This is a genomic window from Chromobacterium sp. W521 (assembly GCF_052805975.1).
In genome coordinates, this window is the sequence record NZ_JBRBAF010000002.1 from 1 (window position 1) to 14287 (window position 14287).

General features: G+C 62.3%; 15 protein-coding genes. 5 read left to right on the forward strand and 10 right to left on the reverse strand.

Features of this window, described 5'->3' with window-relative positions; genetic code table 11:
* Positions 1 to 52 precede the first annotated feature (52 nt).
* Both ACUXV1_RS02405 and ACUXV1_RS02410 read right to left on the reverse strand, forming a co-directional pair.
* A complete protein-coding gene (locus ACUXV1_RS02405; RefSeq protein WP_114155273.1) occupies positions 53 to 3199 on the reverse strand; it encodes an efflux RND transporter permease subunit in 3147 nt (1048 codons plus the stop codon).
* A 19-nt stretch (positions 3200 to 3218) separates the two neighbouring features.
* Positions 3219 to 4409, reverse strand: coding sequence for an efflux RND transporter periplasmic adaptor subunit (locus ACUXV1_RS02410; RefSeq protein ID WP_446014734.1), 1191 nt, complete (start codon positions 4407 to 4409; stop codon positions 3219 to 3221).
* 196 nt (positions 4410 to 4605) lie between these two features.
* Between ACUXV1_RS02410 and ACUXV1_RS02415 the strand changes: the two genes are divergently transcribed.
* The 5 genes from ACUXV1_RS02415 to murA all read left to right on the forward strand — a co-directional run bounded on the left by ACUXV1_RS02415 (position 4606) and on the right by murA (position 8527).
* Entirely contained in the window at positions 4606 to 5253 is a 648-nt protein-coding gene (locus ACUXV1_RS02415; protein WP_043636878.1) for a TetR family transcriptional regulator, read from the forward strand.
* An 86-nt stretch (positions 5254 to 5339) separates the two neighbouring features.
* Complete coding sequence (locus ACUXV1_RS02420) at positions 5340 to 6245, forward strand: ABC transporter ATP-binding protein (RefSeq protein WP_043636715.1); 906 nt, start codon at positions 5340 to 5342, stop codon at positions 6243 to 6245.
* Positions 6242 to 6997 (forward strand): ABC transporter permease, encoded by a 756-nt coding sequence (locus ACUXV1_RS02425; RefSeq protein WP_019103820.1) that lies wholly within the window; start codon positions 6242 to 6244, stop codon positions 6995 to 6997. Before ACUXV1_RS02420 ends, ACUXV1_RS02425 begins: the two co-directional genes overlap by 4 nt.
* Positions 6998 to 7018: 21 nt before the next feature.
* Positions 7019 to 7267, forward strand: coding sequence for a BolA family protein (locus ACUXV1_RS02430; RefSeq protein ID WP_019103821.1), 249 nt, complete (start codon positions 7019 to 7021; stop codon positions 7265 to 7267).
* A 6-nt stretch (positions 7268 to 7273) separates the two neighbouring features.
* Entirely contained in the window at positions 7274 to 8527 is a 1254-nt protein-coding gene (gene murA / locus ACUXV1_RS02435) for a UDP-N-acetylglucosamine 1-carboxyvinyltransferase (protein ID WP_043636718.1), read from the forward strand.
* 217 nt (positions 8528 to 8744) lie between these two features.
* On the opposite strand, the gene ACUXV1_RS02440 is transcribed toward murA, so the two are convergent.
* The 8 genes from ACUXV1_RS02440 to dapD form a co-directional block, all read right to left on the reverse strand.
* Positions 8745 to 9080 (reverse strand): zinc ribbon domain-containing protein YjdM, encoded by a 336-nt coding sequence (locus ACUXV1_RS02440; RefSeq protein ID WP_043589429.1) that lies wholly within the window; start codon positions 9078 to 9080, stop codon positions 8745 to 8747.
* Between the two features lie 72 nt (positions 9081 to 9152).
* The gene (locus ACUXV1_RS02445; RefSeq protein ID WP_446014732.1) at positions 9153 to 9962 is read right to left on the reverse strand and encodes an MlaA family lipoprotein; all 810 of its coding nucleotides are present in this window, start codon (positions 9960 to 9962) and stop codon (positions 9153 to 9155) included.
* Positions 9963 to 9978: 16 nt separating this feature from the next.
* Positions 9979 to 10272, reverse strand: a complete 294-nt coding sequence (locus ACUXV1_RS02450) for an STAS domain-containing protein (RefSeq protein WP_446014731.1) — start codon at positions 10270 to 10272, stop codon at positions 9979 to 9981.
* A complete protein-coding gene (locus tag ACUXV1_RS02455; RefSeq protein ID WP_019103826.1) occupies positions 10272 to 10901 on the reverse strand; it encodes an MlaC/ttg2D family ABC transporter substrate-binding protein in 630 nt (209 codons plus the stop codon). Before ACUXV1_RS02455 ends, ACUXV1_RS02450 begins: the two co-directional genes overlap by 1 nt.
* Before the next feature lie 89 nt (positions 10902 to 10990).
* On the reverse strand, positions 10991 to 11464 hold the full coding sequence (gene mlaD / locus ACUXV1_RS02460) for an outer membrane lipid asymmetry maintenance protein MlaD (protein ID WP_019103827.1): 474 nt from the start codon (positions 11462 to 11464) through the stop codon (positions 10991 to 10993).
* Positions 11465 to 11475: 11 nt separating this feature from the next.
* Positions 11476 to 12261: a lipid asymmetry maintenance ABC transporter permease subunit MlaE gene (gene mlaE / locus ACUXV1_RS02465; RefSeq protein WP_043636729.1), complete on the reverse strand. Its 786-nt coding sequence runs from the start codon at positions 12259 to 12261 to the stop codon at positions 11476 to 11478.
* Positions 12254 to 13072, reverse strand: coding sequence for an ABC transporter ATP-binding protein (locus tag ACUXV1_RS02470; protein ID WP_043636732.1), 819 nt, complete (start codon positions 13070 to 13072; stop codon positions 12254 to 12256). The genes mlaE and ACUXV1_RS02470 overlap by 8 nt, the downstream gene beginning before the upstream one ends.
* 346 nt (positions 13073 to 13418) lie before the next feature.
* On the reverse strand, positions 13419 to 14240 hold the full coding sequence (gene dapD / locus ACUXV1_RS02475; protein ID WP_446014738.1) for a 2,3,4,5-tetrahydropyridine-2,6-dicarboxylate N-succinyltransferase: 822 nt from the start codon (positions 14238 to 14240) through the stop codon (positions 13419 to 13421).
* Positions 14241 to 14287: the final 47 nt, after the last annotated feature.

A 14287-nucleotide genomic window follows, 5' to 3' on the forward strand; every position in this document is an offset into this window, starting at 1 on the left:
AACCGCGCAAGCGGTCAGCGCCAGCGCCACCAATGAGGGAATCAGGGCGCGTTTAAGCATCGGCCTTGTCTCCTGCCTCGGCCGCGGGCTGAGGCTGTTTCGGTTTGCTGAACTTCATGATGAGCATGAAGAACATCGGGATGAAGAAGGTGGCGATGAAGGTGGCGGCCAACATGCCGCCCACCACGCCGGTGCCGATCGAGTGGCGGCTGGCGGAGCCGGCGCCGCTGGAGATGGCCAGAGGCATACAACCCAGCACGAAGGCCAGCGAAGTCATCACGATTGGACGGAAACGCAGCTTGGCAGCGGCGATGGCGGCGTCTACCACGCTCAGTCCTTCTTCTTCCATTTGCTGGACGGCGAACTCCACGATCAGGATCGCGTTCTTGGCCGATAGGCCGATCAGCGTCACCAGCGCCACTTGGAAGTAGACGTCGTTGGCGAGACCGCGCAGCCAGTTGGCCATCAGCGCGCCGAACATGGCGAAGGGCACCGCCATCAGCACGCTGATAGGCAGGCTCCAGCGCTCATACTGCGCCGCCAGGATCAGGAACACCATGATCATACCAAAGCCGAACACGACGGCGGACGAGCCGCTGGTGGATTTTTCCTGGAAGGCGGAACCGGTCCACGCCAGGGTGTAGCCGTCCGGCAGGGTTTCCTTGGCCACGGCCTCCAGCACGTTCAGCGCCTCGCCGGAACTGAAACCTGGCGCGGGGCCGCCCACCAGCTTGGCCGCCGGGAAGATGTTGAAGCGTTCCAAGCTTTCCGGGCCGGTGGTGTGCTTGATGGTGACCAGCGCAGTCAGCGGGATCATATTGCCGTCCTGCGAACGCACGTAGATGTTGCGCAGGTCTTCAACCCGGGTGCGGAAATCCGCCTCCGATTGCAGCTGCACGCGGAAGGTGCGGCCGAATTTGTTGAAGTCGTTGACGTACAGTGCGCCGAAGGTGCTCTGCATGGTGTCGAACACGGTGTTGACCGGCACGCCCAGAGACTTGGCCTTGGCCCGGTCCAGCTTGACGTAGATCTGCGGCACGCTGGCGGAGAAGGTGGTTTGCACCCCTTTCAGCTCCGGACGTTTGGCGGCCGCTGCCACCAGTTTCTTGGTGACCTCGCCCAGTTCCACGGAACTGGCGCCGCCGCGGCTTTGCACATAGGCCTCGAAACCGCCGGTGTTGGACATGCCGGAGATCGGCGGCGGGTTGAAGGCCAGCACGATGCCGTCGGTAATGCCCATCATGCCTTTGGCGAAGGTGTCGCCCACCACCGCCTGCGACGACAGGTTGGGCGCTTTGCGCTCACCCCACGGCTTCAGGGTGATGAAGGACACGCCGGCGTTGGTCTTGTTGCCGCCGGTGAGGATGTCGAAGCCGGCGAAGCTCATTACGTCCTTGACCGCCGGGTTCTTGCTGGTCATTGCGTCCAGCTTGGTCATGGTGGCCGAGGTGCGCTGCATCGACGCGCCATCCGGGAGGAAGGCGGCGGCGATGATGTAGCCCTGATCCTCGTCCGGCGCCAGGCTGGACGGGATCATGCGGAACAGGCCAACGCAGATGGCGATCAGGCCGGCGAACAGCAGGATGCCCACCGCGCTGCGCTTGATCAGGAACACCACGCCGCGGGAATAACCTTGGGTCAGGCGGTCGAACCAGTTGTTGAACCAGACGAAGAAGCGGGCCGGATGCTGATGGCCTTCTTTCAACAGCAGCGCGCACAGCGCCGGGGTCAGGGTCAGGGCCACCAGGCCGGAAATCGACACCGACACCGCGATGGTGATGGCGAACTGTTTGTACATCTGGCCTGCGATGCCGCCGAGGAAGGCGACCGGGATGAATACCGAGCACAGCACCAATACGATGGCCACCAGCGCGCCGGATACCTCATCCATCGCCTTGAAGCTGGCTTGCAGCGGCGACAGTTTTTCCTGCGTCATCAGGCGTTCGACGTTTTCCAGCACCACGATGGCGTCGTCCACCACGATGCCGATGGCCAGTACCAGGCCGAACAGCGTCAGGGTATTGATGGTGAAGCCGAAGGCGTACATGCCGGCGAAAGTGCCGATGATGGAGACGGGCACCGCCAGGCAGGGAATCAAGGTTGCGCGCCAGTTCTGCAAGAACAGGAACACCACCAGGAATACCAGCACCATGGCTTCGGCCAGTGTGGAGTACACCTCCTTGATCGACACTTCCACGAACTTGGTGGTGTCGTAGGGGATGGCGTAGTTCAGACCTTTGGGGAAGCTCACAGCCAGCTTCTGCATGGTCTGTTCCACGGCTTGCGCGGTAGCCAACTGGTTGGCGCCCGGCGCCAGGAAGATGCCGATCGGGATGGTGGGCCGGCCGTTGTGCGTGCCGGTGAAGTCATAGGACAAGGCGCCCAATTCCACGCGCGCCACGTCCTTCAGCCGCACGGCGGAGCCATCCGAGTTGGAGCGCAAGATGATGTTCTCGAACTCTTCCGGCTCGGACAGGCGGCCCTGGGTGGTCACGGTGTAGGTGAAGTCTTGCTTGCCCTTGACCGGCTCTGCGCCCACCTTGCCGGCGGCGAACTGTGCGTTCTGCTCGCGGATGGCGGCGGCCACGTCGCTGGGCGTCAGCTTGAGCTGGGCCAGGCGATCGGGTTTCAGCCAGACGCGCATCGAGTAGTCCTGGCCGGCGAAGTTGATCACGTCGCCCACGCCCGGAACCCGCTTCAGCTCGTCCACCACGTTCAACAGCGCATAGTTGCTGATGAACAGGGTGTCGTAGGTCTTGTCCGGAGAGAACAGCGAAATCACCTGCAGGAAGGCCGAGGATTTCTTGGTCACGTTGACGCCCTGCCGGCGCACTTCTTCCGGCAGTTGCGACAGCACCGACTGCACGCGGTTGTTGACGTTGATGGTGGCTTGGTCGGCGTCGGTGCCGATCTTGAAGGTCACGCTCAACGACAGCTTGCCGCTGGAGGAACTGGTGGACTGCACGTAGAGCATGTCGTCCACGCCGTTGATCGCCTGTTCCAGCGGCGAAGCGACGGTGTTGGCGATCACCTCGGCGGAGGCGCCCGGGTAGCTCGCGCTCACCGAGATCATCGGCGGCACGATTTCCGGGTACTGCTCAATGGGCAATGCCTTGAGGGCGGCCAAGCCGGCCAGTGTGATCACGATGGAGATCACGCTGGCGAAGATGGGCCGCCTGATGAAAAAGGCGGAAAACATGGATGGTTACCCCTTTGCCTTATTGTTTGGGCGCGGCGGCGGGCGCGCTGGCGTCGGCCTTGAACGGATGCGGTTTCACGTCCGCGCCCGGGCGCAGTTTGATGATGTTGTCCACCACCACCTTGTCGCCGGCTTTCAGGCCGCTTTCCACCAGCACGTTGAGGCCCACATCCTGGGACACGGTGATGGGGCGCGGCTGCACCTTGTTGTCGGCGCCGACGACCCACACCATCTTGCCCTGCTGCGAGGTCAGCACCGCGCGCTGCGGCACGGCGATGGCGTTGCTGCGCTTGGCGCCTTGCAGGATCACGCGCACGAACTGGCCGGGCAGGATGCCGCCGTCCGGATTGGCGAAAGTGGCGCGCGAGCGGATGGTGCCGGTGCTGGCGTCAACCAAGCTGTCGGTAAAGTTCAAGCGGCCGCTTTTGCCATAGGTGGAGCCGTCGGTCAGCTTCAGCTGCACGTTGAAGTGGCCGTTGGCGGCCAGCTTCAATTGGCCGGAATCCTGCATCTTGCGCAGATTCATCATGTCGTTGTCGGACATGCTGAAGTTGACGTAGATCGGGTCCAGCTGGGACACCTTGGTCAGCAGGCTGCCTTCGGCGGTGGTGGACACCAGGCTGCCTTCGGAGCGGGTTTCCTGGCTGGTCATGCCGGAAATCGGCGCGGTGACGCGGGCGTAGCCAAGATTGATCTTGGCCTGCTGCACCTGGGCCTGGGCGGCTGCGACGGACGCCTTGGCGGCCTCGTAAGCGCTGACCGCGTCATCGCGGTCCTTCTGGCTGACCGCGTTCTCCTTGAACAGCGGGGTGATGCGGTCGTAATCCTGTTTGGTGCGCACCAACTGAGCCTGTTGCACTTGCAGATTGCCCTGGGCTTGGTCCAGCGCCGCCTTCAACGGCTCCGGATCAATCTGGAACAGCAAGTCGCCTTGTTTCACCGGCTTGCCTTCGGTGTAGGCGCGCTTGAGCAGAATGCCGCCCACACGGGCGCGCACTTCCACTTCGCGCGAACCGGCGGCCTGGCCGACGAATTCGAAGGAGACGGGCACATCGCTAGGCGCGATCTCGAGCACGCCCACCGGCATCGGCGGCATGGCGCCGGCATGCTTGTCGTTTTTTTGACCGCAGGCCATCAGGCTGGCGGCCAAGGCAGTGAGCAACAGCCATTGCCCGCCTTTCTGGGCGAAGGTGTTTCCTTGCATCTTCATGGGATGTCCTCAGGAATGTGGAGATATGAGTGTTATAAGTAAAAGGTACTGCAATTTTTCTTTGATAGTGGAAATTGATCGATATTGGATCGCGACATTTTACATACATGCGTGTACGTATGTAAAATGCTTCCAGCGACGCATTGTGTTATGGTGCGGGCTTCCGACAGACTCCTTGATCAGCGATACGTTCAACATGGCACGCAAAACCCGGGAAGAAGCCGAACAAACGCGGCATTTGCTGCTGGATACGGCGGAGCAGCTCTTTAGCGAGAAGGGTGTCTCCAAAACGACACTGGCCGACATCGCCAGCGCGGCAGGATTGACGCGCGGCGCTGTGTATTGGCATTTCCAGAACAAGCTGGACTTGTACCGGGCAATGCTGGACAGGATGAGCGGACAGTTTGATGACATCTGTGAGCACTTGTTGAGAACGGCACACTCGAGTCCGGCACTGGCCTTGTGGAACCATAGCCACCGGCTGCTGACCATGATTGGGGATAACCCACAGGTTCGTCGTATTTTACTCATTCTGTTTATGCGGAGCGAGCATGTCGGCGAGCTGGCCCCCATTCACGACGAGTGTGTTGCGCATATGCAAGAAACCCGCGAGCAGTTGACCCTGGTGGTGCAAATGGCGGTGGATGCCGGCCAGACCTTGCCGTACGTGAATCCGGAAACGGTGGCCGAGGTGTTGCAATCGATGCACCACGGCCTGATCAACCGTTGGCTGGCGGACGGCAGCCAGACCAATTTGGGCGAGAATGCCACGCAACTGTTGCAGTATGTCTATCGCGGCATTTTCTTGCCGGAAGTGATGGAAGAACTCTCCCCTCAAACGTAGCCCAGCGCTATAATTGACCTTTTTTGTCAAACCATTAGCGTCGTTGGCGGCTTACGCCGCGCGGCGTTGTCGGTGTTACCTCTCTCATGCCCCAGGCTATTGAAATTCAGGCGGTGAGCAAGCGCTATGGCCAGCTGCAGGCGCTGGACCAGGTGGGCTTCACCGTCGCCCCCGGCGAATTCTTCGCCCTGCTCGGTCCCAACGGCGCCGGCAAGACCACATTGATTTCCGCGATGGCCGGCTTGTCGCGGCCGGACAGCGGTTCCATCCGCATCATGGGGCACGATGTGGTCGGCGATTTCCGCGCCGCGCGCAAGGCGCTTGGCGTGGTGCCGCAGGAACTGGTGTTCGATCCCTTCTTGTCGGTGCGCGAAACATTGCGTTTTCAGTCCGGCTACTTCGGCTTGGGCCGCAACGACGACTGGATAGACGAACTGCTGTTCAAGCTGGGCCTGGCGGACAAGGCGCACAGCAATATGCGCGCGCTGTCCGGCGGCATGAAGCGCCGGGTGATGGTGGCCCAGGCCTTGGTGCACCGCCCGCCGGTCATTGTGCTGGACGAACCCACCGCCGGCGTGGACGTTGAACTGCGCCAGAGCCTATGGGTGTTTGTGCAGGAACTGAACCGCGCCGGCCACACCATCGTGCTGACCACCCATTACTTGGAAGAAGCCGAGGCTTTGTGCTCGCGCATCGCCATGTTGAAGAAAGGCCGGCTGGTGGCGCTGGAGAGCAAGGACAAGCTGCTGGCGCACAGCGCGCGTCGCGAAGTGGCGCTGCTGTTGTCCGGCGAGTTGCCGACGGCGCTGTTGCCTCTGAAGTTGCGCGACGAAGACCGCCGCGTGGTGTTGCAGCTGGAGCATCTGGGCCAGCTGGAGTCCGTGCTGGCCGCGCTACGCGAAGCGGCGGTGGAAGTGCGCGAACTGAACGTGGTGGAGACGGATCTGGAAAGCGTGTTCGTCAAGATGATGAATGGAGGGCCGCAGCCATGACCGGCTTCATGACCCTCTTCAAAAAAGAACTGGTCCGCTTCTGGAAAGTGGCGTTCCAGACCGTGGCCGCGCCGGTGTTGACCGCGCTGATGTATCAGTTGATCTTCGCCCATGTGCTGTCGCGTCATGTCGAGGCTTACCCTGGCATCAGCTACACCGCCTTTCTGATTCCGGGCCTGGCGATGATGTCGATGGCGCAAAACGCCTTCGCCAACAGCTCCAGCAGCCTGATCCAGTCCAAGATCACCGGCAATATTGTGTTTCTGCTGCTGCCGCCGCTGACCGCGGTGGAGTTTTTCGGCGCCTATCTGCTGGCCTCCGTCGTGCGCGGCCTGGCCGTGGGCGCCGGGGTCTTGCTGATCACCGGTTGGTTCGGCCTGCCGTTGCCGGCACAGCCGTTGTGGGCCTTGGTCTTCGCTGTGCTGGGCTGCGGCGTGCTGGGCGCGCTGGGCATCCTGGCCGGCATCTGGGCGGAAAAATTCGATCAGCTGGCCGCTTTCCAGAACTTTCTGATCATGCCGCTGACTTTCCTATCGGGCGTGTTCTATTCGATCAACAGCCTGCCGCCGTTCTGGTACGCCGCGTCTCATCTGAACCCGGTGTTCTACATGATAGACGGCTTCCGCTACGGCTTCTTCGGCCAGGCCGACGTCAGCCCCTGGCTATCGGCCGGGGTGGTGGGCGGCAGCTTCGCCGTCTTGTCGGGCCTGACGCTGTGGCTGATCAAATCTGGCTATAAACTGCGCCATTAAGGCGTATCCACGGGATTTCTCATGATTACTCCGCAACAAGTCAAAGAATACATCGAGGCCGGTTTGGCCTGTACCCATCTGGAAGTGGAGGGCGATGGCCACCACTTCTACGCCACCATCGTGTCGGCGGCTTTCGAGGGCAAGCGCCTGATCGATCGCCACCGCCTGGTCAAGGAGGTGATCGCCACCCGCCTGGCCAGCAATGAAATTCACGCTCTGTCCATCGTCAAGGCCGCCACGCCGGACGAATGGCAAAAACTGCAAGGCTGATCCGTCATGGATAAACTGAAAATCATCGGCAACGGTCCGCTTAACGGCGAGATCCGCGTTTCCGGCGCCAAGAACGCCGCCCTGCCCATCCTGTGCGCCAGCCTGCTGACCGGCGACACCATGCGTTTCACCAATGTGCCGATGTTGCGCGATATCGCCACCACCCAGAAGCTGTTGCAGGGCATGGGGGTGCGGGTGATGACCGATAATGTGCACGAGATGGAAATCACCGCCGGTCATCTGGACAGCCTGGTGGCGCCGTACGATCTGGTGAAGACCATGCGCGCGTCCATTTTGGTGCTGGGCCCGACGCTGGCGCGCTTCGGCGAGGCCACGGTGTCCCTGCCGGGCGGCTGCGCCATTGGCAGCCGGCCGGTGGACCAGCACATCAAGGGTCTGGTGGCGATGGGCGCCGAGGTCAGCATCGAGCACGGCTACGTCAAGGCCAAGGCCCGCCGCCTGCGCGGCGCCCGCATCATCATGGACATGGTGACCGTGGGCGGTACCGAGAACCTGCTGATGGCGGCGACGCTGGCCGAAGGCACCACGGTGCTGGAAAACGCCGCGCGCGAGCCGGAAGTGACCGATCTGGCCAACTGTCTGGTGGCGATGGGCGCCAAGATCAGCGGCATCGGCACCGACCGGCTGGTGATCGAGGGCGTGGAGCGTTTGCACGGCGCAGATTACGCTGTGATGCCGGACCGGATCGAGGCGGGCACTTTCCTGGTGGCCGGCGCGATGACGCGCGGCCACATTGTGCTGCGCAACGCCGCGCCCAAGAGCATGGAAGCGGTGCTGGACAAGCTGGCGGAAACCGGCGCGGTGGTGGAGTGCGGCGACGACTGGATCTCGCTGGACATGAAGCGCCGTCCGCAGGCGGTGAACTTCCGCACCTTGCCTTACCCGGCTTTCCCCACCGACATGCAGGCGCAGTTGATGACGCTGAATTGCGTGGCCGAGGGCGCAGGCGTGGTGACCGAAACCATTTTCGAGAACCGCTTCATGCACGTGCCGGAGCTGAACCGCATGGGCGCCAACATTGAGGTGGAAGGCAATACCGCCATCATCAAAGGCGTGGAGAAGCTGTCCGGCGCCACGGTGATGGCCACGGATCTGCGCGCGTCGGCCAGCCTGGTGATCGCCGGCCTGGTGGCCGAGGGCGAAACCATTGTTGACCGCATCTACCACCTGGATCGCGGCTACGAGTACATCGAGAAGAAGCTGGGTGCGGTAGGCGCGCTGATCGAACGCATCAGCTAAGCACCTGTTTACGATCTGCTGCGCGTCGTCGAGCGTTGCAGGGTGAGTACGCCTTTGAAATGCTCATGTACCGTATGTACATTCCGCCTTCTCAGCCGTTTTCGCCTTGCTCCGCTCTAGCTCGCGGGATCGTAGACAGGCTCTAAGCGATAAGTTTGCTTTTGCAATGAAAAACGCCACGGCTGGAGCCGTGGCGTTTTGCTTTGCGGAGTGGGCGTTACGCTTTCTTGACGAATTCGGACTTGAGGCTCATCGCGCCGATGCCGTCGATTTTGCAATCGATGTCGTGATCGCCGTCGACCAGGCGGATGTTCTTCACCTTGGTGCCTACTTTCACCACCAGCGAGGAGCCTTTGACTTTCAGGTCCTTGATCACGGTGACGCTGTCACCGTCTTGCAGCACATTGCCGTTGGCGTCCTTGATCACGCGGGTTTCTTCGGCGGGGGCGGCTTGCTCGTTCCATTCGTGCGCGCACTCCGGGCAGACATACATCGCGCCATCCTGATAGGTGTATTCGGAGTTGCATTGCGGACAGGCTGGCAGATTGCTCATGGCGTTTCCTGTTGAGAAGTGAAAAAGAACGCTGCCGGCTCGTTGAGACGGCCGGCAGCGGAGGGTGCGGATTTACTGCGCGGCGGAGGCCGCGGCCTTGGCGTTGGGAGTGGCCGTAGCCGGCGCCGAGCTGTCCTGCTTGCCGGCCGGGGAGTCAACCAGCTCGTCAAGGTTGAAATTGTCGGTGGCCTGGGTCGGGTTGGGCAGGCCCAGCTGCTGTGCGCGCAGCTGCATATAAGCGTCGCGGGTATACGTGTACGGGTCCAGCGCCGCGGTGTTGAGCATGGCTTCCACGCCCAGATAGCGGGCGCGGGTATTCACGCCGTACAGGCCGTAAAAGCCCACCGCTTGCCAAGTGGTGTCGTAAAACATCTTTTCTGGACCGGGGCCGGCCAGCGAGACGGTCAGGCCGGTGCCGTCGCGCACGGTGGACGGGCCGAAGAAGGGCAGCACCAGATAGTTGCTGTCGTGCCATCCCCAGGCGGCGAAGGTGTCGCCCAGCGTGGTCTTGTTGTTCTTCAGGCCGGCCTGGCTGGCGATGTCGATCAGGCCGAACAGGCCGAAGCCGGTGTTCATCGCCACCCGCATCACGTCGTTCAGCGCTTTTTCCGGCTCGGCGCGCAAGGCATTGGACAGCGCGCTGTAGACATCCTTGAGGTTGTCGAAGAAATTGCTGACGCCAGTGCGCACCGGCGACGGCGTGATGGCCTTGTAGCCTTCGGCCACGGGCTTGATCACGTAGCGGTCTGCGGTATCGTTGACCTGGTACATGGCGCGGTTGTACGGCTCGAAGCGGTCGTAAGGCACCGTTGGGTTGCTGGCGCAGCCGGCTAGCAGCAGCGATAGCGCCAGGCCGGTCAGCGCGGGTTTAAGGGACGACATAAATCCTCTCCGCATATCATTCCGCCGCTGGGGCGGACAGCAATTCCGCCAGCGAGTAAAGGTCGAGCAGGGCGCTGAGCCCGCTTGGCCAGTTTTCCAGGGACAGGGCGTGACCGGCGGCATCGGCGGCGCGACGCGCGCCGAGCAGCAGAGCCAAGGCGGCGGAGTCGGCTCCGGCTATGCCGGACAAGTCCAGGCACAACGGCGCTTCTCCGGCGAGTTTGGCCAGCGGCGCGGCCAGCGGGCCGCAGCTATCCATGTTCAGCCGGCCGCTGAGCCGCGCCTGACCGGGGGCGGTGCGCTCCAACATCAGCCGTTGCCCTTATTTGCGGGCGCCGCGGCCACCGGAGCGGCGTTCTTGTTCTGCAGCAGCTTGATCAGACCGTCCACGCCGTTTTTGCGCACTTCTTCATTGAAGGAATTGCGATAGACGGTGACCAGGCTGGCGCCTTCCACGCTCACGTTATAGATCTTCCAGCCTTGCGGGCCCTTGTTCAGTGAGTAGTCCACCGCTACTGGGTTGGCGTTGCCCGGCAGGCTGACCGTGGTTTTCACCGTGGCGTCGCGGTCGCCGTTGCTCATCAACGGATTGGGCTTGACGTCGACCTGGGCGGTTTTGAAACGGGTCATGGTGGCGGAATAGGTGCGCACCAGCAGGGTCTGGAACTGCTGAGTCAGTTGGGCGCGCTGTTCGGCGCTGGCCTGACGCCAGCCCAGGCCCACGGCCAGCGCGGTCATGCGCGGGAAGTCGAACATCGGCACCGCTACCGCTTCCGCCTGCTGGCGGATTTGCTTGGTGTTCTTGCCGTTGTCCTGTTTCAGCACTTCCAGCACCTGGCGGGATGCGTCTTTGATTACATCGGTGGGGGCGTCGCCGGCGGCTTGGGCCACAGCGGACAGGCCGAACAGCAGACAGCAGAATGCGAGCAGTTTTTTCATCGTTTTTCCAATCGATTGCGAGTAAGCCGGCGGCGCGGACGGCTCGCCGGCCGGCAGTTTGTTGCGGGGTGCCCCGTCTTTGTGCCGCGCTATTTGTCAGCGCTCTTGTTGCTATCGGTAAAGCCCGTCATGAACTTACCGATCAATTGTTCCAGCACCATGGCGGAGGAGGTGATGGTGATGGTGCCGCCCGGGGCCAGATTGGTTTCCGAACCGCCCTGCAGCATGCCGATATATTGTTCGCCCAGCAGGCCGGCGGTCAGAATGGACGCGCTGGCGTCGTCGCTGATCTGATAGGCCTTGTCAATATTCAGAGTCACGCGGGCGCGATAAGTTTTCGGGTTGAGCCGGATGTCGGCCACGCGTCCGATCACCACACCGGCTTCCTTGACCGGCGCTTTGACCTTCAGTCCGCCGACATTGTCGAAGTCGGCGTACAGCACATAGGTCTGGTTGGCGCTTTGCGGGACCAGGTTGGCCACTTTCAGCGACAGGAAGGTGACGGCGGCAATGCCCAGCGCCACGAAAATGCCTACCCACAAGTCAATAGTAGAGCGTTTCATTCGGGTTTTTCCTAGAACATGAAGGCGGTCAGGATGAAATCCAGCGCCAGGATGACCAATGCGGAGGTGACGACAGTCCGGGTGGTGGCGGCGGACACGCCGCTGGCCGTCGGAGTGGCGTCGTAGCCTTCGAACACGGCGATCAGGGTGACGGCGACGCCGAAGCACAGGCTCTTGATCAGTCCGTTGACCACGTCGAAATGCAGGTCGACATTGGCCTGCATCTGCGACCAGAACGTGCCGACATCCAGGCCTATCATCACCACGCCCACCAGGTAGCCGCCAAAAATGCCGACCACGTTGAACAGCGCGGCCAGGATGGGCATGGAGATGACGCCGGCCCAGAAGCGGGGCGCCACCACGCGAGCGATGGGATCGACCGCCATCACGCTCATCGCGTCCAGTTGCTCGGTGGTTTTCATCAGGCCGATTTCGGCCGTCATCGCGCTGCCGGCGCGGCTGGCGAACAATAGCGCGGCCAGCACCGGGCCCAGCTCGCGCAGCAGCGCCAGCGCCACCACCGCGCCCAGCGCGTCGGCGGAGCCGAACTTGGCGAGGGTGCTGTAGCCTTGCAGGCCCAGCACCATGCCGACGAAGAGACCGGACACCAGGATGATGATCAAGGACATCACGCCGGCGAAATAGACCTCGCGTATGGTCAGCTGCGGCCGCAGCAGGCTCTGGCCGCTGCCCCGCAGGATGGCCACGAGGAAGCGGCAGGCGAAGCCCAGCCGCCAGACGGCGTTGATGGTGAGGTGGCCGAGCTTGCGCAGGGGCGAGGCGATCAAATCAAGCATGGCGGCCTCCGTTGAGTCCCAGATCTTCGGCGAGAGAGCGCTCCGCCGGGTAGGCGTAATGCACCGGACCGTCGGCCTCGCCCCAGATGAACTGGTGAACCCATGGCGAATCCGAGTTGCGCACTTGGTCCGGCGTGCCTTGGGCGACGATCTCGCCGCCGGCGACGAAGAGCACGTGATCCACGATCTCCAGCGATTTGTGCACGTCGTGGGTGACCATCACCGCGGTGGTGCCCAGCGCGTTGTTGAGTTTTTTGATCAGGTGGGCGATCACGCCCAGCGAGATCGGATCCAGTCCGGTGAAAGGCTCGTCGTACAGCATCAGCTGGGGATCCAGCGCGATGGCGCGGGCCAGCGCCACCCGGCGCGCCATGCCGCCGGACAGCTCGGCCGGCATCAGCTGCTGGGTGCCGCGCAAGCCAACGGCTTCCAGCTTCATGGTCACCAGGTCGCGGATCATGCTGTCCGGCAGCTTGGTGTGCTCGCGAATGGGGAAGGCGACGTTGTCGAACACCGACAGATCGGTGAAGAGCGCGCCGAACTGGAACAGCATGCCCATGCGGCGGCGGTGTTGATAAAGCTCGGCGGAGCTCATCTTGGCGACGCTCTTGCCGTCAACCAGCACTTCGCCGCTTTGCGGACGGTTCTGGCCCGAGATCAGCCGCAGCAGCGTGGTCTTGCCGCTGCCGCTGCCGCCCATGACGGCCACCAGCTTTCCGCGCGGAATAGCAAGGTTGAGGTTTTTCAGAATGGGCCGCTCGCCATAGGCGAAGCTGACGTTTCTGAATTCAATGAAATTGTCAGAAGACACAAAGTTTCCAGATAGCATGCGTGAAGCCGCGGACGGCTTCGGTTGAAACGGCGGACCCGGAGCGGTGCGATGGCGGGCCGTTCAGGCAAAGCGGCTCTTGAAGCCCGTCATTCCCGCGCCGACCTTGCATTGCGCCTTGGAGTGAGAGGTGCTTGGAGAGCGGCCGCTTTTTTGCCGATTCTTTTCGAACTGGAGATTTTATAGACTTGTCGTGGACTAGCCAAATTTCAACAGCATTTAAGATGCAAATATGCTGCATTGCAATGCGGCTGGCGGCGCGATGGAGGGAAAAGGAGCGGGCAGCGGACGAGCCGACTGCCCGCCCGCGCCGGCGGATGGAGGGGGCTTACACGCCGCGCAGCAGCTCGTTGATGCTGGTTTTGCTGCGAGTCTGAGCGTCCACTTTCTTAACGATCACCGCGCAGTAAAGGCTGTGGCTGCCATCCTTGCTGGGCAGGTTGCCGGATACCACCACCGAGCCCGGCGGCACGCGGCCGTAGCTGACCTCACCGGTTTCGCGGTCGTAGATCTTGGTGGACTGGCCGATGTAGACGCCCATGGAGATCACCGAGCCTTCGCCGACGATCACGCCTTCGACGATTTCCGAACGCGCGCCGATGAAGCAGTTGTCCTCGATGATGGTGGGGTTGGCCTGTAGCGGCTCCAGCACGCCGCCGATGCCGACGCCGCCGGACAGGTGCACGTTCTTGCCGATCTGGGCGCAGGAGCCGACGGTGGCCCAGGTGTCTACCATCGCGCCTTCGTCGACGTAGGCGCCGATGTTGACGTAGGAGGGCATCAGTACGGTGTTCTTGGCGATGAAGCTGCCCTTGCGCGCCACCGCGCCCGGCACCACGCGGAAACCGGCTTCCTGGAAGCGGGCCGGCGTCCAGTCGGCGAACTTGGTGTCGACTTTGTCGAAGTAGCGGTTGACGCCATCGTCGGAGAGTTCATTGTCGCGAATGCGGAAGGACAGCAGCACCGCCTTCTTCACCCACTGGTTCACCACCCAGTCGGCCCCCTGTTTTTCCGCCACGCGCAGGCGGCCCGCGTCCAGTTCGGCGATCACCTGGCCGATGGCGGCCTTGAGTTCGGCGGAGACGGTGGCGGGTGTGATCTCGGCGCGCTTCTCAAACGCTTCTTCGATCAGGGTCTGGATCGGATGCATGGTGTTCAGTCCTTTGGCAATGTGGATGGAAGTCGTCATTCAATTCG